Source organism: Pseudomonas ogarae, assembly GCF_014268695.2.
GTDB classification, from domain to species: Bacteria; Pseudomonadota; Gammaproteobacteria; order Pseudomonadales; family Pseudomonadaceae; genus Aquipseudomonas; species Aquipseudomonas kilonensis.
Genome location: NZ_CP077086.1, coordinates 1966619 through 1983679, shown reverse-complemented (window position 1 = coordinate 1983679; position 17061 = coordinate 1966619). Strand labels below are relative to the sequence as shown.

Here is a 17061-nt window from a genome sequence, read left to right as displayed (position 1 = left end):
TAAGATTCAACTGGGCCACCTAGAAAGGGAACTTCGGGCTGAGGAAAAAACGGTCGAACCAGCCCGGCTGACTCGCATCGGCAAAGGCACCGGTACCCGAATAAGTGATGCGGGCATCGGCTACACGGGTCGACGGAACAGTGTTGTCAGTGGAAATGTCATCGGCGCGAACCATGCCGGCGATGCGCACCAGTTCGTCACCGGTGTTGAGCGTCAGCCACTTCTCGCCACGCACGGCGATGATGCCGTTGGGCAACACATCGGCGACGGTCACGGTGATCGAACCGGTCAGGCTGTTGCTCTGGCCGGACTGGCTGTCGCCCTTGGTGGCCCGGTCAGCGCTATACCCAGCGTTGAGGCTCAGGTCATTGCTCCCGATCGGGTTGTTGGTGGTCAGGCTGGAGCCGAACAGCGAGGTCAGGCCGACGCTGGTCTCGCTGGTCTTGTCGATTTGCGAGTTGGCGTTCTTGCTGGCCTGGGTCCGCTCGTTCAGGGTGATGGTGATGATGTCACCGACCCGGAAAGCCTTGCGGTCGCTGTACAGGTTCTGCTCGAAACCGGCCTGGTAGATCGAGCCATTATTGGCGGCAGCCGGCAACGGCGTGCGCGGCAACACCGGGGCGTAATACGGGTCATTGGGCCTGGGTGTCGGCGCGACACAGCCCGCGAGTGCGGTGATCCCACTCAGTGCCAGAACAGATACGAAGCGTTTCATGACCCTACCTCTTGGTGTTGCAGGCGACCCTGGGGACGCCCTGTCTACGTAATGACGGACGTTGTGACGTGATTACAGATTCTGCGTAACGAACGAGAGCATCTGGTCGGCGGTGGAGATCACCTTGGAGTTCATCTCGTAGGCGCGCTGGGTGGTGATCATGTTGACCATCTCCTCAACGGTGCTCACGTTGGACGTTTCCAGGGTGTTCTGCAGCGTGGTACCGAAACCGTTCAGGCCGGGGGTGCCGACTTGCGGCGCGCCACTGGCGGCGGTTTCCAGGAACAGGTTATTGCCCACCGCTTGCAGGCCGGCCGGGTTGATGAAGTCGGCGGTCTGCAGGTTGCCGATCACTTGGGAGGCCGGGTTGCCCGCCACCGTGATGGACACGGTGCCGTCACGGCCCACGGTAAAGGTCTGGGCATCGTTCGGGATAACGATGGCTGGCTCCAGGGCGAAACCGCTGGCGTTGACGATCTGGCCATTGGAGTCGAGGTGGAACGTGCCGTCACGGGTGTAGGACGTGGTCCCGTCCGGTTGCAGGATCTGGAAGAAACCGCGACCGTCGATGGCCATGTCCAGCGGCTGCTCGGTGGTTTGCAGGCTGCCGGCGTTGAAGTTTTTCTGGGTGCCGACGATGCGCACACCGGTACCCACTTGCAGGCCCGACGGCAGTTCGCTGTCCTGGGTCGACTGGGCGCCAGGCTGGCGTTTTACCTGATACAGCAGGTCCTGGAACTCGGCACGATCACGCTTGAAACCCGTGGTCGAAACGTTCGCCAGGTTGTTGGAAATAGTGGAAAGGTTGGTGTCCTGGGCGGACAGACCTGTTTTGGCAACCCAAAGAGCCGGAAGCATTCGATTCTCCTCGTACGCCTGTTTTTCGGCGCGACGCTGTAATTAATAGTTAGATCTGCAAGACCCGAGCCATGGCTTCATCGCCTTCTTTGGCGGTGTTCATCATCTTGACGTGGAGCTCGAACTGCTTGGCCAGGGCCAGCACCGAGGTCATCTCATCCACGGCATTGACGTTGCTCGCCTCCTGGAAACCCGACACCAACTGCACGTTGCCGTCGATGGGCGCCGGCTGGCCGTCCTTGGTACGGATCGAACCATCCAGACCCTTGGTCATGGTCTTGAGGTCCGGGTTGACCAGCTTGATGCGGTCCACTTCAGCCATCACCCGCGGGCCTTCACCCATGGCGCGGATGCTGATGGTGCCGTCCTGGCCGATCTCGATCTTCTGCTCCGGCGGCACGGCGATCGGACCGCCGTTGCCCATTACCGGCATGCCGTTGCCGGCCCGAAGTACGCCCAGGGCATCGACATTGAGGCTGCCGGTGCGCACGTAGCTTTCGCCGCCGTCAGGGTTCTGCACGGCCATCCAGCCAGGCCCGCTGACCGCCACGTCCAGGTCACGACCGGTTTCAATCAGCGCACCCGGGGTGAAATCCGTGGCAGGCCGTTCGGAGAGGGCAAACGCCCGCGCCGGAAAGCTGTCGCCGAACACCGGCATCGAACGTGCCTGCTCCAGGTCTTTCTGAAAACCATTGGTGGAGATGTTCGCCAGGTTGTTGGCATGGGCCCGCTGCGCCAGTGCGTTCTGGCTGGCGCCGGTCATTGCCACATAAAGGTACTTGTCCACTGTCGTTCCTCTGCATGCCGGACGTTTGCCGCCCACTGCTGTGTTGCACAGCCTTAAGCAATTTGCAGACCAACTTTTTTCTGGCGCTGATGCCCCCGGGAAACAAAGGGCCTGGAGGTTCTGGAAGGGATTCTGCAAAAGTATCGAAGACGAAAAACCGGCGGTGTCGTGCCGCTTACGGCAAGTGTCCGCCTAACCTGATCAATGGACGCCCCCTGTGGTGAGGGAGCTTGCTCCCGCTGGGCTGCGTAGCGACCCCACACTTTTGGCGATTGCTGCGCAATCGAGCGGGAGCAAGCTCCCTCGCCACGAAACGCCTATCTTCACGCGCCGGATTCTTTGCCCACTTCATACTCACGCAACTTGTTGGCAATGGTCGTATGGGAAACCCCCAGCCGCTTGCCCAACTGCCGGCTGCTCGGGTGCTCGGAGTACAAGCGCTCCAGCACCGCTTTCTCGAAACGCCCGACGATCTCGTCCAGGCCACCCTCGAGGGAAAAATCGCCAAGGGGTTGGCGCACGCCGTAATCCGGCAGGCGGATATGCTCAGCCTTGACCGTGCCGCCATCGCACAGGGAAACGGCCTGGAACAGCACGTTTTCCAACTGCCGGACGTTGCCCGGCCAGTGGTAGTGACTGAGACGGTCCATCGCCGCCGAGGCCAGCTTGGGCAAGGCGCAGCCGATCTGGCGGCTGGCCTGGTCGAGGAAATGCTCCACCAGCGGCGCCAGGCCATCGAGGCATTCGCGCAGCGGTGGGATGTGCAAGGAAAGGACGTTCAAGCGGTGGTACAGATCCTGACGGAATTCGCCCCGGGCGCAGAGTTCGGACAAATCGACCTGGGTGGCGCAGATCACCCTGACGTCCAGGTACACCTCCTCATCGCTGCCAACACGCCGGAAGCAACCGTCCTGCAGAAAGCGCAGCAGTTTCACTTGCAAGCGCGGGCTCATCTCCCCCACACCGTCGAGGAACAGCGTTCCCCCGGCGGTCAGTTCCAGCAGGCCGAGCTTGCCTTCGGCCCGGGCACCTTCGAAGGCACCCGGGCCATAGCCGAACAGCTCGGTCTCGGCCATGGACTCCGGCAGCCCGGCACAGTTGAGCGCCATCAAGGGCGATTGCCCGCGCGGACTCGCCAGGTGACAGGCGCGGGCCAGCAGCTCCTTGCCCGTGCCGGTTTCACCCTCTATCAATAGCGGCGCGTCCAGCGGTGCCATGCGCCGGGCCTCACGGACCACCGCCGCCATGACCTTCGAACTCTGGAAAATACTATCGAAGCCACGCAGCTCCTGTTTGCGCACGTTATAGATACGTTCGCCCACCCGGTCGGCCCGGTGCAGCGTCAGCACCGCACCGGCCATGGCTTCGCTGTCGTCGTGCTCCGATTGCAGCGGCGCGATGTCGGCCAGGAACACGTCGCCCTTGACCTTGACCCGCAGGCCGTTGATGCGCGACTGGTTGGCGCGCACCAGTTCCGGCAAATCGAAATCCTCGGCGTAGCGGGACAGGGGGATCCCCGGCACCTCGTCCACCCGCACGCCGAGCAACTGCGCCGCCGCCCGGTTGGCTGCAACGATCGAACCGCCCATGTCGATGGACAGCACCGGAAACTCCAGGGCGCCGAGCAAGGCGTTGAGCTCCATGTGCCGACGCTCGCTAGGCATCAGTCCTACACGCTTGACGCCAAACACCCCGGCGATGCCTTCGAATTTCGGACGCAGCGCCTGGAACTGGATGTTGATCAGGTTCGGGCAGTGCAGGTAGATCGCGTTGCCATGCTCGCCACCGACCTCCCCCCGGGCGACGTTGATGCCGTACTCCACCAACAGGTTGAGGATGTCCCGCAGGATGCCGATGCGGTTCTGGCAATGGACTTTGATGCGCATGAAGAGGCCCGATGTGTATTAGGAGTTCCCAGCCACAAGGTTTTTCTGCCCGGTAGCGTAAATAGCCGTCAAGATTATGTGACAGTTGTAGGCCGTTTCCCACTCGAAATTCCCAGCAACACGGTAGTCACAGTCTATTCGTAACGAAATCTTTACGAATTGGTGAATCCCTCACCCTCCCCCTCTTCATCAGCCTGCTGCACACGCCCCCGCTTCGAGTTATCTCTAATACATCGCTGGACATAACAACAACACGTCTTCCCCCAGAGGGAAATCAGCAGGAGAGCAGCATGAAGCAGACGCAGTACGTGGCCCGCGAGCCCGATGCGCAAGGTTTTATCCACTACACCGCCGAAGAACACGCGGTGTGGAACACGCTGATCACCCGCCAGCTGAAAGTCATCGAAGGCCGTGCGTGCCAGGAATACCTGGACGGCGTCGACAAGCTGGGCCTGCCCCACGACCGCATCCCGCAACTGGGCGAAATCAACCAAGTGCTGGGCGAGACCACGGGCTGGCAAGTCGCCCGGGTGCCGGCGTTGATCCCCTTCCAGACCTTTTTCGAATTGCTCGCCAGCAAGCAGTTTCCGGTGGCGACCTTTATTCGTACCCGTGAAGAGCTGGATTACCTGCAAGAGCCGGACATTTTCCACGAGATCTTTGGCCACTGCCCGTTGCTGACCAACCCCTGGTTTGCCGAATTCACCCACACCTACGGCAAACTCGGCCTACAGGCGTCCAAGGAAGAACGCGTTTACCTGGCGCGCCTGTACTGGATGACCATCGAGTTCGGCCTGGTGGAGACCCCACAGGGCCGGCGCATCTATGGCGGCGGCATCCTGTCTTCGCCCAAGGAAACCGTGTACTGCCTGTCCGACGAGCCCGAGCACCAGGTCTTCGATCCACTGGAAGCCATGCGCACGCCGTATCGCATCGACATCCTGCAACCGGTGTATTTCGTGCTACCCAAGCTCAAGCGCCTGTTCGACCTGGCCCACGAAGACATCATGGGCATGGTCAAGCGCGGTCGGGAACTGGGCCTGCACACGCCGAAATTCCCACCAAAGGCTGCGTGAACCGCGTCTTTTAATCTCAATTGAGTCTGTTGCACAACGCGGCTTTGCTTTAGCGTGGGTGCATCGACGTTTTCAAAAATTCGATCCAGGAACACACCATGAACACTCTGAACCAAGCCCATTGCGAAGCCTGCCGCGCCGACGCCCCACAAGTCAGCGACGAAGAACTGCCGGTACTGATCAAGCAGATCCCCGACTGGAACATCGAAGTGCGCGACGGCGTGATGCAGCTGGAAAAAGTTTTCCTGTTCAAGAATTTCAAACATGCCCTGGCATTCACCAACGCCGTCGGTGAAATCTCCGAGGCCGAAGGCCACCACCCAGGCCTGCTCACCGAATGGGGTAAAGTCACCGTGACCTGGTGGAGCCATTCCATCAAGGGCCTGCACCGCAACGACTTCATCATGGCCGCCCGCACCGATGACGTGGCCAAGACCGCCGAGGGCCGCAAGTAATGCATTTCGACGCCATCGGCCGGGTACCCGGCGACCCGATCCTTGGCCTGATGGAGGCCTACGGGGCGGACAGCAACCCGAGCAAGTTCGACCTGGGCGTGGGCGTCTATAAGGACGCCCAGGGCTTGACGCCGATTCTTCAATCCGTGAAGCAGGCCGAGCAGCGACTGGTGGATCGCCAGACCACCAAGACCTACATCGGCGGTCACGGCGACGCTGCGTTCGGCCAGTTGATCAACGAGCTGGTGCTGGGCGCCGACTCGCCGCTGATCAGCGCAAAACGTGCCGGCGCCACCCAGACACCGGGCGGCACCGGTGCCCTGCGCCTGAGCGCCGACTTCATCGCCCAGTGCCTGCCGGGCCGTGGCGTATGGCTGAGCAACCCGACCTGGCCGATCCACGAAACCATCTTCGCCGCGGCCGGGGTCAAGGTCAGTCACTACCCGTACGTGGGCACCGATAACCGTCTGGATTTCGAGGCGATGCTGGCGGTCCTGAACCAGACGCCCAAGGGTGATGTGGTGCTGCTGCACGCCTGTTGCCACAACCCCACCGGGTTCGACCTGTCCCATGAGCAATGGCGTCAGGTGCTGGAGGTGGTGCGCAGCCGCGACCTGCTACCGCTGATCGACTTCGCCTACCAGGGCTTCGGCGATGGGTTGGAGCAGGATGCCTGGGCGGTCCGGCTGTTTGCCCAGGCCCTGCCGGAAGTGCTGGTCACCAGTTCCTGCTCGAAGAACTTCGGCCTCTACCGCGATCGTACGGGTGCGTTGATCGTCTGCGCCCGGGATGCCGAGAAGCTGGTGGACATCCGCAGTCAACTGGCAAACATCGCCCGTAACCTGTGGTCGACACCGCCGGACCATGGCGCGGCCGTGGTGGCGACCATCCTCGGCAACCCGGAACTCAAGAGCCTTTGGGCCGATGAAGTCCAGGCCATGCGCCTGCGCATCGCGCAATTGCGCAGCGGCTTGCTGGAGGCCCTCGAACCCCATGGCTTGCGCGAACGCTTCGCCCATATCGGCGTGCAACGCGGGATGTTCTCCTACACCGGCCTGACCCCGGAACAGGTCAGGCACCTGCGCGAGCGCCACAGCGTCTACATGGTCGGCACCGGCCGGGCCAACGTGGCTGGCATCGATGCGACGCGCCTGGACCTGCTGGCCGAGGCGATTGCTGACGTTTGCAGATAACCAGCCTTTAAATAGCTGAACAGATCCCCTTGTGGCGAGGGGATTTATCCCCTCGCCACAGATAAGTCCTCTTCACCACAGGCGCTGTGCCAGACTCTCTACCTACAGGCCTGTCCACTCGCTGACAAATTCGGCGGTTTCCACCTTCGGTGCCGTACGCGCTTCTTTCTGCGGCGTGCCCAGGTAGAGGAAACCAATCACCTCTTCCCCGTCTTCAAGGCCAAGCCCCCTGGCCACATGCGGCGAGTACGCCAGCTCACCGGTCCGCCATACCCCACCGACCCCTTGGGCATACGCCGCCAGTAGGATGCCATGAGCCGCGCAGCCGGCCGCCAGCAGTTGCTCGGACTTGGGGATCTTGAAATGGTCCTGCAGGCGGGCAATCACCACCACGACCAAAGGCGCACGCAATGGGCCGTTGAGGGCCTTTTCCACGACCGTTTCCGGTACCAGCGGGTCATTGAACCGCGCCGCTTCGGCCAGCAGTTCGCCCATGCGATTGCGCGCCTGCCCTTCGACCGTCAGAAAGCGCCATGGCCGCAACTGGCCGTGATCCGGCGCCCGCATGGCCGCGGCGAACATGAGTTCGCGCTGCTCCGGCGTGGGGGCTGGGTCCACCAGGCGCGGGACGGAAACACGGTTGAGCAAAGCGTCGAGAGCCTGCATCGGCCACCTCCTGAAAAAATGTCCGGCTATTCTAGTGGCTGTGCGGCGAGTTCGTTAGCGCAAAATCCGCGAGCCGGCGCCCACTCGGTGCCGGGTGCCGGTTTACAGGACGCTTGCCGTAGGTAGAATGGCGCCCTTCCCTTTCAGCCTGAGCGGACTTCATGGCGTTGCCGACCCTGCGGATCATTGGTTTCATCATCGGCATCTTCCTGATCACCCTGGCGATCTTCATGGTCGTGCCCATGGCCACGCTGCTGATCTACGAGCGCACCAGCGACCTGCCGTCTTTCCTCTGGTCGAGCATGATCACCTTTGTTGCCGGCCTGGCCCTGATTCTTCCCGGACGCCCGGAGCACATCCACCTGCGCCCTCGGGACATGTACCTGCTGACCGTCAGCAGTTGGCTGGTGGTGTGTGTGTTTGCCGCGCTGCCGTTCCTGCTGACCCAGAAGATCAGCTACACCGACTCGTTTTTCGAAAGCATGTCCGGCATCACCGCCACCGGCGCAACCGTCCTGAGTGGCCTGGACAACATGTCCCCGGGCATCCTGATGTGGCGCTCGCTGCTGCACTGGCTCGGCGGCATCGGCTTCATCGGCATGGCGGTGGCGATCCTGCCCCTGCTGCGCATCGGTGGCATGCGGTTGTTCCAGACCGAGTCGTCGGACCGCTCGGAAAAAGTCATGCCCCGTTCCCACATGGTGGCGCGGTTGATCGTGGCGTCCTACGTGGGCATCACCATTCTCGGCACCCTGGCACTCTGGTGGGCCGGGATGAGCCTGTTCGATGCCATCAACCATGCGATGTCGGCAATCTCCACCGGTGGTTTTTCCACCTCGGACCTGTCCCTGGCCAAATGGACCCAGCCGGCCGTGCACTGGGTCACCATCGTCATCATGATCCTCGGCAGCCTGCCGTTTGCCCTGTATGTATCGACGCTGCGAGGCAATCGCCGGGCGCTGATCAAGGACCAGCAGGTCCAGGGGCTTATCGGCGTACTGCTGGTGACCTGGCTGGTGCTCGGCACCTGGTATTGGGCAACCACCGACCTGCACTGGCTGGACGCGCTGCGGCACGTGGCACTGAACGTGACGTCCATCGTCACCACCACCGGCTTTGCCCTGGGCGACTACAGCTTGTGGGGCAATTTTTCGCTGATGCTGTTCTTCTACCTGGGGTTCGTCGGCGGTTGCTCGGGCTCGACGGCTGGCGGGATCAAGATCTTCCGCTTCCAGGTCGCCTACATCCTGCTGCGGGCCAACCTTAATCAACTGATCCACCCGCGCGCGGTGATCAAGCAGAAATACAACGGTCATCGCCTCGACGAAGAAATCGTCCGCTCGATCCTTACGTTCTCGTTCTTCTTCGCCATCACCATCTGCGTGATCGCGCTGCTGCTGTCGCTGCTGGGCGTGGAATGGATGACGGCGCTGACCGGTGCAGCCAGTACCGTGTCCGGCGTCGGCCCGGGGTTGGGGGAAACCATCGGGCCGGCTGGCAACTTCGCACCGCTGCCGGACGCGGCCAAGTGGATTCTGTCAGGCGGCATGCTGCTGGGCCGACTGGAAATCATTACGGTATTCGTGCTGTGTATCCCGGCGTTCTGGCGTCACTGACCGGTCAAGACTGGCTCGACAACCGTGCCCGGTACTCGCCCGGCGTGGTGTCGAACCAGCGGCGAAAGGCCCGAAAAAAATTGCTCGGGTCGGCAAACCCCAGCAGATAGGCGATTTCCAGCAGCGTCATGCCCGGCTGCGCCAGGTACTGCTCGGCCAGTTCGCGACGGGTGTCTTCGAGCAGGCTCTGGAAACTCGTGCCTTCCTCCTGTAAACGCCGCTGCAAGGTGCGCTGCGACAGGTGCAGCGTCTGCGCCACTACGTCTCGCTTGGGCTCGCCCTGGGGCAACAGTCGGCACAACACTTGGCGCGCCTTGTGGGTCACGCGGCTTTCCGAAAAACGTGCGAGATACTCCCCGGCAAACCGGTCGTGAAGCTGCGCCATGGCTTCGTTGGCCGTCGGCAGCGGCGCCTCCATGTCGGCCCGCTCAAAAATCAATGCGTCGTAAGGTGCGCCGAACACCAACGGCGCGCAGAAAGCTCGCTGATAAGGCGCCAGGTCCAAGGGCTCAGCGCCTTGGCACAGCACTTTCACCGGGTGCAGGGCGCGCCCGGTCAGCCAACTGCATAGCGCCAACGCACAGGCCAGGGACGCTTCGGCACTTTGGCGAGTGGGGGGCAGATGGTCCCCATGCACCGTCAGGATCAGCCCGTAGCCTTCTTCCAACCGACGAAAACTCAATTCGGCGCTTTCGGCAATGATCCGCTGGTATCGCACCAGCCGTTGAAAGCCCTCTGCCAGGGTGCGACTGGACATCAAGGCGTAGCCAACCACATGGAACGAGGCCGGGCGCACCACTTTGCCCATGTTCAAGCCAATGGCCGGGTTACCCGACACCTCCACCGCCCGTTGCCAGAGCCGCGTCATCGAATCCTGGGGGAAACGTGCATCCGGATCGTCCAGCGCATCAAAGTCCAGCCCCAGTTGCTGGAATAGCACCCGACAATCCAGGCCGTCCATTTCCAACGCTTTGACAATCCCCATCGCCCAGCTTGAAGAAGTCGTTCGTTCGTTCATGACGTTTTACTTGCATGACGAGCCGCAGGGTACGGCTGGATTTGCGAAGGATAGCAGTGTCCGGTCTTACCAATAACGCCCCTTTTGGACGAGCGGCTGTTGTTGTCAGGCAAGGCGCCACGACGAGTCATAGCCCGCTATGGCGAGGAGTGGCAACGCAGCATGACGGCAACAGAAGCCGTCCAAAAGGGGCGTTATTGGTAAGACCGGACACTAGAGTGGCGCCCATTGTCACTGGCCGTTGCAAATGATCACTCTAGACTTGAATGAGAAGCCTGAAGCATCGATCGCCAGAACAATAACCACAGAGAGCGCAGTCGTGGAAAACACCAGACAATTCAATACGTTCGCTGAGTTCTACCCGTATTACCTCAGCGAACACAGCAACAGCACCTGCCGCCGATTGCATTTCATCGGCACCTCCCTGGTCATCCTGATTTTCGTCATGGCCCTCGTCGTGGGTAGCAGGTGGTTGTGGCTCGCCCTGCCCGTGGCCGGCTACGGCTTTGCCTGGGTCGGGCACTTCTTCTTCGAAAAGAACCGTCCCGCCACCTTCCAGCACCCGTTCTACAGCCTGCTCGGCGATTTCGTCATGTACCGCGACATGCTGCTGGGCAAGGTTGCGTTCTAGCCAAAGGACTGCCCATGACCACCCATGCACGCTTTACCCACATGCAGGACGGCACCCAGGAAGACTGGGCGCTCATCGCGACCGATTTCAGCGCCTACGCACGGCAATTGCCGAGCCGGATCCTGACCCACTTGAAGCTGCTGGACGGCGATTTCGGCGGGTTCCCGGTGGATCGCCTCACCCACTCCCTGCAAACCGCCACCCGCGCCTACCGTGACGGGCAGGACGAGGAGTACGTGGTCTGCGCCCTGCTCCACGATATCGGTGACACCCTGGGCTCGTATAACCACCCGGACATCGCCGCGGCGATCCTCAAGCCCTTCGTCAGCGCCGAAAACCTGTGGATGGTGGAAAAACACGGGATTTTCCAGGGCTATTACTTCTTCCATCACCTGGGCATGGACCGGCACCTGCGCGAGCAGTTTTTCGATCATCCGCAGTACCAGGCGACCATCGACTTTTGTGCGAAATATGACGCGGCGGCGTTCGACTCCGAGTACGACACGCTGCCGTTGAGCTTCTTCGAGCCGATGCTGGAAAGGGTGTTTGCCGCGCCGAAGCAATCGATCTACAAGGCGGCGATGACTGACACACCGGCCTGACAGACACAGCAAATCCCTGTGGCGAGGGAGCTTGCTCCCGCTTGAGTGCGCAGCGCTCATAAAAAGGGACTGCTGCGCAGCCCAGCGGGAGCAAGCTCCCTCGCCACAGGGGTTATGTGTTCGCTTTAGAAAGCGTCAGGCCGGCCTACACCGGCTCGGTCACTTTCAATTCAGTCTTGGCCAGCGCCTCCCGCGCCTGGGCCTCCGCCAACCGATACAACTCGATCGACCCGTCCCAGTGCTCGATCAGCGCCGTGCAGGATTCGACCCAGTCGCCACAATTGAGGTACTCCACCTCACCCACTTTGCGGATCTCGGCATGGTGGATATGCCCACAGACCACGCCATGCAGTTCGCGCTTCACACACTCGTGGGCGATGGCTTCCTCAAAGTCACTGATGAAGCTGACGGCGGTCTTGACCTTGTGCTTGAGGTATGCCGACAGCGACCAGTAACCGTAGCCGTAACGGGCGCGCCAATGGTTGAGCCAGCGGTTCAGCGTGAGGGTGAACTCGTAGGCCGAATCCCCGAGGAACGCCAGCCAACGGTGGTAACGGGTGATGACATCGAACTGATCGCCATGGATCACCAACAGGTGCCGACCATCGGCAGTGACGTGCACCGCTTCGTCCACCAACTGGATATTGCCCAGGATCAGCTTCGAATAGCGCCGCAGGAATTCGTCATGGTTGCCGGTGACGTAGATCACCTCGGTGCCGCGCTTGCTCATGGTCAGCAAGCGGCGAATGACGTTGGTGTGGGCCTGGGGCCAATACATGCCACCGCGCAGCTTCCAGCCGTCGATGATGTCACCCACCAGGTAGATCTTGTCGGCGTGATAGCCCTTGAGAAACTGCGACAGGTGCTCGGCCTGGCAATCCCGGGTACCCAGGTGCACATCGGAAATCCACAGGGTGCGAACACGCTGTTTGCGGCTGGGTCTGGCGAGCTCGGCGCTGGTCATTGGGCAACCCTCTGATCGTTTTTGCCACTGTGCACGCCAGCGGTTAATGGCCCATGACAAACACAAGTCCATTGCATGACAGCGCCGGGCATTGCGCCCTCGGTGTATGCTGGCGGCCTGACACGGGAGACCGCGATGAGACCGATCCTCACGCTACGCCACTACAGCCACGACTTGATCGCCCACAGCCATGACCATGCCCAACTGGTGTTCGGGCTGTCTGGCGCGCTGGATTTCGAGGTCGAAGGGCATGGCAGCCAGGTGGTACAACAAAGCTTCGTGGTGGTACCGGCCGGCGCGCATCACGGCTGCGGCAGCCCCCACGGCAGCCGCTGCCTGGTGTTGGATGTGCCCAGTGATGATTGGGTCGGGCAATGCCTGGGGGATCACGCCGACGCCAGCCGCCGTTTGCTCGACGACACCGCGCGCCTGCCCCTGGATGCGGGGCAAAGCCAGTTGGTCAGTTGGTTGGCGGGCAGCCCGGTGGACGATCCGGTGATCGCCCAGCAAGGCGCGGTGCTGCTGCTGGCGAGTCTCAATAACGCTCGCCAGGCAACCCTCGGCGGCCGGCGCCTGCCCTACGCCGCACTCAACGCCCACATCGACCAGAACGCCGCCTATCCGCTGCAAGTGGCGGACCTGGCGCGAATCGCCGACCTCTCCAGCGCCCGCCTGCACGCACGCTTCGTCGCCGAGTGCGGACAAACCCCGATGGATTACATCCGCAGCCGCCGCTTGCACAAGGCCGTGGCGTTGTTGCGTGATTCGCAGTTGCCCATCGGCGAGATCGCCCACCGCGTCGGCTACAGCTCCCAAAGTGCCTTCGCCGCTGCGGTGCTGCGCGAATTCGGCGTCTCGCCGGGCAAGCTGCGGCGTCAGCGCTAGCTTCGCGCTAAAAATCGCTAGGATCGCGACAGACACCACCACCTCCCAAACGCTTAAATACTAGGGGACGATCCTGTGGGAGCGAGCTTGCTCGCGATTGCTATCTGTCAGTCAATATCTGCATTGCCTGAACCACCGCTTTCGCGAGCAAGCTCGCTCCCACAGAAGACACTCGCCAGTTGCCCCACTGTCTGTTGAAAGGATTGAAATGACACCTCGTACTGCCCTCGGCGCCCTGCACATCGGCGCACTCATGTTTGGCCTCACCGGTGTATTCGGCAAACTCGCCGCGGCCTCACCAGCGGTCATTGTGTTCGGGCGCGCCGTCTTCGCCGTACTCGCCCTGGCGATGTTTGCCCGGTTCGCCAGTAGCAGCCGCTGGCAGAAACTGCGGGCACAGGATGGCCGAAGATTGTTGCTTGGGGGGCTGTTGCTGGCCGGACATTGGGTGAGTTTCTTCATCGCCGTGAAGGTTGCCGGCGTGGCGGTCGCCACGCTGGGGTTCACCAGCTTCCCCGCCTTCACGGTGTTGCTGGAAGGGCTGATCTTCCGCGAGCGGATTCGCGCCAATGAAATCTGGTTGGTGGTGCTGGTGAGCGTCGGCCTGGTGTTGGTCACGCCGAACTTCGACCTGGCCAGCGGCGCCACCACTGGCCTGCTGTGGGCCATGTTCTCGGGGTTGCTCTTCTCCCTGCTGTCATTGACCAACCGTGCCGGCTCGGCGCACGTCCCGCCGGTGCAGGCCGCGCTGTGCCAGAACGTGGTGGTCGGGTTGTGCCTGCTGCCGCTGGCCGCGCCACAATTGAGCGACGTTCGCCCCATCGACTGGTTGTGGATCGGCTTGCTCGGCGTGTTCTGCACCGGCCTGGCCCACAGCCTGTTCGTCGCCAGCCTGGCGGTGATCAAGGCGCGCACGGCAGCGGTGGTGTTCGCCATGGAGCCGGTCTACGGCATCGCCATGGCCTGGTGGCTGTTCGATGAGAGCCCGACCCTGCGCATGCTGCTGGGCGGCGTGGTGATCATCACGGCCATCGTGATCTCAAGCCAACTGAGCGGTTCGAAGAAACCGGGGGTTGGCGCCCAAGCCGCGTCTCACTGAACCCGATCGTTGTGGCCCAGGTCCCGCTCCGGGTCGATCCGGTCGCGGACCCGCTGCTTGAGGACCTTGGCCTCGGGAAACCCGCCGTCGGCCTTGCGCTCCCAGATCTGCGTGCCGTCGCAACTGATGTGGAACACACCACCGGTGCCCGGCACCAGGGACACTTTGCCCAGGTCGTCGCCGAAGGTGCTGAGCAGTTCCTGGGCCAGCCAGGCAGCGCGCAATAGCCATTGGCACTGGGTGCAATACGTGATGATGACTTCCGGTTTATGTTCGGTCATTGCGGGTGGACTCCTGGGTTCGAAGGCGTCGTTATAATACCTGCCTTTGAACGCCCGCCCCGAGATTGACGATGCGCCGCCTGCTGCCCCTTCTGCTTCTGCTGCTGTTGCCCCTGCTCGGCCATGCCAACGAGCCCGCCGTCGAAACGCCACGCCCGAAAATCGGCCTGGTGCTGTCCGGCGGCGCCGCACGGGGGCTGGCCCACATCGGCGTGCTCAAGGCCCTGGAAGAGCAAGGCATCAAGATCGATGCCATCGCCGGCACCAGCATGGGCGCGGTGATCGGCGGGCTGTATGCCTCGGGCTACAAGATCGACGAACTGGAAAAACTCGCCTTGGGCATCGACTGGCAACAGGCCTTGTCCGATGCGCCACCACGCAAGGACGTGCCATTCCGACGCAAGCAGGATGACCGCGACTTCCTGGTAAAACAGAAACTGAGCTTTCGCGACGACGGCAGCCTCGGCCTGCCCTTGGGGGTCATCCAGGGCCAGAACCTGGCCCTGCTGCTCGAAAGCCTGCTGGCCCACGCCAGCGATACACGGGACTTCGACAAACTGCCGATCCCGTTTCGCGCAGTCGCCACTGACATCGCCACCGGTGAAAAAGTAGTGTTCCGCAAAGGTCACCTGCCCAAGGTCATTCGCGCCAGCATGTCGATCCCGGCGGTATTCGCCCCGGTGGAGCTGGACGGCCGGCTGCTGGTGGACGGCGGCATGGCCGACAACATCCCGCTGGATGTGGCCCGGGAGATGGGCGTGGACGTGGCCATCGTGGTCGACATCGGTACACCGCTGCGCAACCGCAAGCAACTGGTCACAGTGGTCGACGTGCTGAACCAGTCGACCACCTTGATGACCCGGCGCAACTCTGAAGAGCAACTGGCCACCCTGAAAAAAGACGACGTACTGATCCAGCCGGCCCTGGCGAGCTTCGGCTCCACCGACTTCGGCCAGGCCCGGGAGATGATCGACGCCGGCTACCGCGCCACCCGGATACTCCAGGCGCGCCTGGCGCCTCTGCGTCCGCCCGAGGCGCCCGACGCCGAACTCATGGCCGCGCGCACTCCCAGCGAACGCACGCCGGTCATCACCGCCATTCGCGTGGAGAACGACTCGAAAGTCGGTGATGACGTGATTCGCTATTACGTTCGCCAGCAGATCGGTGAGCCGTTGGACCTGGGACGCCTGCAAACCGACATGGGCACGCTGTACGGCCTGGACTACTTCGAACAGGTGCAATACCGCGTGGTCCACAAGGGCCCGGACCACACGCTGGTGATCAGCGCCCGAGGCAGACGCACCGGCACCGACTACCTGCGACTGGGGCTGAGCCTGTCGGACGACATGCGCGGCGACAGCGCTTTCAACCTGGGGGCCAGCTACCGGGTCAACGGTATCAATCGCCTCGGTGCCGAATGGCTGACCCGGGCGCAGATCGGCGGCAAGCAAGAGTTGTACAGCGAGTTCTACCAGCCATTGGATGTCGGCTCACGCTACTTCATCGCCCCCTACGGGCGATTCGAGTCGCGCAACGTGGAGTCCATCCTGGACAACGATCCAGTGGCCCAGTATCGCGTCGAGCGCTATGGCTTCGGGCTGAACGTGGGCCGCCAGATCGGCAACAACGGCGAAATCCGCTTTGGTGTCGGCCAGGCCTGGGGCAAGGCGGATGTGCGTATTGGCGATCACGACCAGCCCAGCGAAAACTTCAATGAAGGCTTCTATGAGCTGAAGTACTCCTTCGACTCCTTCGACAACGTCTATTTCCCCCATGAAGGGGAAGACATCGGACTGACCTGGCGCCAATACGAACCGGGGCTGGGTTCCGACCAGCGTTACCGCCAGTGGGAGTTCAAACTGGACAAGGCTCTGAGCAGCGGCCCGAACACCTTCATCCTGGGTGGGCGCTACGGCCGAACACTGGACACCGCAGAGGTCGTGACGTCCAGCTTTGTGCTCGGTGGCGCACGTCAACTGTCGGGCTTTCGCGAAGACGGGGTCTCCGGGCAGAACATCAGCCTGATGCGTGCTGTGTATTACCGCCGCCTCACACCGCGGACCTACCTGCCATTGGACTTCCCGCTGTACATCGGCGGCTCACTGGAACGCGGCCGGGCCTGGAACAATGACAACGAATTCGACAGCGGCTACATCAACGCCGCCAGCATTTTCCTCGGTTTCGATACACCGCTGGGGCCACTGAATTTCAGCTATGGCTTTAACGACGATGATGAACAGGCGGTATATCTGAACCTGGGGCAGACGTTTTGAGGGGTAGGCGTTTGCCTGGGCTGGATTGATAGCCTGACAAGCCGCTATCGCGAGCA

At 62.1% G+C, this 17061-nt stretch carries 17 protein-coding genes; 9 read left to right on the top strand and 8 right to left on the bottom strand.

From position 1 onward, the window contains the following. Positions 1–19 precede the first annotated feature (19 nt). The 4 genes from flgH to HU749_RS08840 all read right to left on the bottom strand — a co-directional run bounded on the left by flgH (position 20) and on the right by HU749_RS08840 (position 4246). On the bottom strand, positions 20–715 hold the full coding sequence (gene flgH, locus HU749_RS08855) for a flagellar basal body L-ring protein FlgH (RefSeq protein ID WP_018614454.1): 696 nt from the start codon (positions 713–715) through the stop codon (positions 20–22). 72 nt (positions 716–787) lie between these two features. Then, positions 788–1573, bottom strand: coding sequence for a flagellar basal-body rod protein FlgG (gene flgG, locus HU749_RS08850; protein ID WP_024617478.1), 786 nt, complete (start codon positions 1571–1573; stop codon positions 788–790). Between the two features lie 49 nt (positions 1574–1622). After that, a complete protein-coding gene (locus HU749_RS08845) occupies positions 1623–2360 on the bottom strand; it encodes a flagellar basal body rod protein FlgF (protein ID WP_014337130.1) in 738 nt (245 codons plus the stop codon). Between the two features lie 323 nt (positions 2361–2683). After that, a complete protein-coding gene (locus HU749_RS08840) occupies positions 2684–4246 on the bottom strand; it encodes a sigma-54-dependent transcriptional regulator (protein WP_079305227.1) in 1563 nt (520 codons plus the stop codon). A 290-nt stretch (positions 4247–4536) separates the two neighbouring features. Here HU749_RS08840 and phhA point away from each other — a divergent pair, with 290 nt between their 5' ends. The 3 genes from phhA (at position 4537) to HU749_RS08825 (ending at position 6970) form a co-directional block, all read left to right on the top strand. Further along, positions 4537–5322, top strand: a complete 786-nt coding sequence (gene phhA / locus HU749_RS08835; protein WP_186649687.1) for a phenylalanine 4-monooxygenase — start codon at positions 4537–4539, stop codon at positions 5320–5322. A gap of 98 nt (positions 5323–5420) precedes the next feature. Next, entirely contained in the window at positions 5421–5777 is a 357-nt protein-coding gene (locus HU749_RS08830; RefSeq protein WP_003184087.1) for a 4a-hydroxytetrahydrobiopterin dehydratase, read from the top strand. After that, positions 5777–6970: an amino acid aminotransferase gene (locus HU749_RS08825; protein ID WP_079305220.1), complete on the top strand. Its 1194-nt coding sequence runs from the start codon at positions 5777–5779 to the stop codon at positions 6968–6970. The genes HU749_RS08830 and HU749_RS08825 overlap by 1 nt, the downstream gene beginning before the upstream one ends. Positions 6971–7072: 102 nt before the next feature. On the opposite strand, the gene HU749_RS08820 is transcribed toward HU749_RS08825, so the two are convergent. After that, complete coding sequence (locus HU749_RS08820) at positions 7073–7636, bottom strand: NAD(P)H nitroreductase (protein WP_095963630.1); 564 nt, start codon at positions 7634–7636, stop codon at positions 7073–7075. A 161-nt stretch (positions 7637–7797) separates the two neighbouring features. Between HU749_RS08820 and HU749_RS08815 the strand changes: the two genes are divergently transcribed. Further along, positions 7798–9252 (top strand): TrkH family potassium uptake protein, encoded by a 1455-nt coding sequence (locus tag HU749_RS08815; RefSeq protein ID WP_014337125.1) that lies wholly within the window; start codon positions 7798–7800, stop codon positions 9250–9252. 4 nt (positions 9253–9256) lie between these two features. On the opposite strand, the gene HU749_RS08810 is transcribed toward HU749_RS08815, so the two are convergent. Then, entirely contained in the window at positions 9257–10270 is a 1014-nt protein-coding gene (locus HU749_RS08810) for an AraC family transcriptional regulator (protein WP_095963631.1), read from the bottom strand. A 319-nt stretch (positions 10271–10589) separates the two neighbouring features. Between HU749_RS08810 and HU749_RS08805 the strand changes: the two genes are divergently transcribed. Beyond that, positions 10590–10901, top strand: coding sequence for an Mpo1-like protein (locus tag HU749_RS08805; protein WP_186649684.1), 312 nt, complete (start codon positions 10590–10592; stop codon positions 10899–10901). 14 nt (positions 10902–10915) lie between these two features. Further along, positions 10916–11503, top strand: coding sequence for an HD domain-containing protein (locus tag HU749_RS08800; RefSeq protein ID WP_095963611.1), 588 nt, complete (start codon positions 10916–10918; stop codon positions 11501–11503). Between the two features lie 145 nt (positions 11504–11648). On the opposite strand, the gene HU749_RS08795 is transcribed toward HU749_RS08800, so the two are convergent. Next, positions 11649–12467, bottom strand: a complete 819-nt coding sequence (locus HU749_RS08795) for a UDP-2,3-diacylglucosamine diphosphatase (protein ID WP_079305217.1) — start codon at positions 12465–12467, stop codon at positions 11649–11651. A gap of 135 nt (positions 12468–12602) precedes the next feature. Between HU749_RS08795 and HU749_RS08790 the strand changes: the two genes are divergently transcribed. Together HU749_RS08790 and HU749_RS08785 are read left to right on the top strand one after the other, a co-directional pair. Further along, positions 12603–13352: a helix-turn-helix transcriptional regulator gene (locus HU749_RS08790; RefSeq protein WP_057448540.1), complete on the top strand. Its 750-nt coding sequence runs from the start codon at positions 12603–12605 to the stop codon at positions 13350–13352. A 208-nt stretch (positions 13353–13560) separates the two neighbouring features. Next, positions 13561–14451: a DMT family transporter gene (locus tag HU749_RS08785; protein ID WP_186649682.1), complete on the top strand. Its 891-nt coding sequence runs from the start codon at positions 13561–13563 to the stop codon at positions 14449–14451. Here the strand turns inward: HU749_RS08785 and HU749_RS08780 are convergent. Continuing rightward, positions 14445–14732, bottom strand: coding sequence for an Rdx family protein (locus HU749_RS08780; protein ID WP_079305214.1), 288 nt, complete (start codon positions 14730–14732; stop codon positions 14445–14447). The genes HU749_RS08785 and HU749_RS08780 overlap by 7 nt on opposite strands. A 71-nt stretch (positions 14733–14803) precedes the next feature. Between HU749_RS08780 and HU749_RS08775 the strand changes: the two genes are divergently transcribed. Then, on the top strand, positions 14804–17005 hold the full coding sequence (locus tag HU749_RS08775; RefSeq protein WP_186649680.1) for a patatin-like phospholipase family protein: 2202 nt from the start codon (positions 14804–14806) through the stop codon (positions 17003–17005). Positions 17006–17061: the final 56 nt, after the last annotated feature.

Bases quoted from the DNA above. Each gene is read 5' to 3' on its own strand.
- HU749_RS08775 (WP_186649680.1), top strand. From the start codon at position 14,804: ATGCGCCGCCTGCTGCCCCTTCTGCTTCTGCTGCTGTTGCCCCTGCTC.
- HU749_RS08810 (WP_095963631.1), bottom strand. From the start codon at position 10,270: ATGAACGAACGAACGACTTCTTCAAGCTGGGCGATGGGGATTGTCAAA.
- HU749_RS08815 (WP_014337125.1), top strand. From the start codon at position 7,798: ATGGCGTTGCCGACCCTGCGGATCATTGGTTTCATCATCGGCATCTTC.
- phhA (WP_186649687.1), top strand. From the start codon at position 4,537: ATGAAGCAGACGCAGTACGTGGCCCGCGAGCCCGATGCGCAAGGTTTT.
- HU749_RS08825 (WP_079305220.1), top strand. From the start codon at position 5,777: ATGCATTTCGACGCCATCGGCCGGGTACCCGGCGACCCGATCCTTGGC.
- HU749_RS08795 (WP_079305217.1), bottom strand. From the start codon at position 12,467: ATGACCAGCGCCGAGCTCGCCAGACCCAGCCGCAAACAGCGTGTTCGC.
- flgH (WP_018614454.1), bottom strand. From the start codon at position 715: ATGAAACGCTTCGTATCTGTTCTGGCACTGAGTGGGATCACCGCACTC.
- HU749_RS08800 (WP_095963611.1), top strand. From the start codon at position 10,916: ATGACCACCCATGCACGCTTTACCCACATGCAGGACGGCACCCAGGAA.
- HU749_RS08840 (WP_079305227.1), bottom strand. From the start codon at position 4,246: ATGCGCATCAAAGTCCATTGCCAGAACCGCATCGGCATCCTGCGGGAC.
- HU749_RS08785 (WP_186649682.1), top strand. From the start codon at position 13,561: ATGACACCTCGTACTGCCCTCGGCGCCCTGCACATCGGCGCACTCATG.
- HU749_RS08820 (WP_095963630.1), bottom strand. From the start codon at position 7,636: ATGCAGGCTCTCGACGCTTTGCTCAACCGTGTTTCCGTCCCGCGCCTG.
- HU749_RS08780 (WP_079305214.1), bottom strand. From the start codon at position 14,732: ATGACCGAACATAAACCGGAAGTCATCATCACGTATTGCACCCAGTGC.
- HU749_RS08790 (WP_057448540.1), top strand. From the start codon at position 12,603: ATGAGACCGATCCTCACGCTACGCCACTACAGCCACGACTTGATCGCC.
- flgG (WP_024617478.1), bottom strand. From the start codon at position 1,573: ATGCTTCCGGCTCTTTGGGTTGCCAAAACAGGTCTGTCCGCCCAGGAC.
- HU749_RS08830 (WP_003184087.1), top strand. From the start codon at position 5,421: ATGAACACTCTGAACCAAGCCCATTGCGAAGCCTGCCGCGCCGACGCC.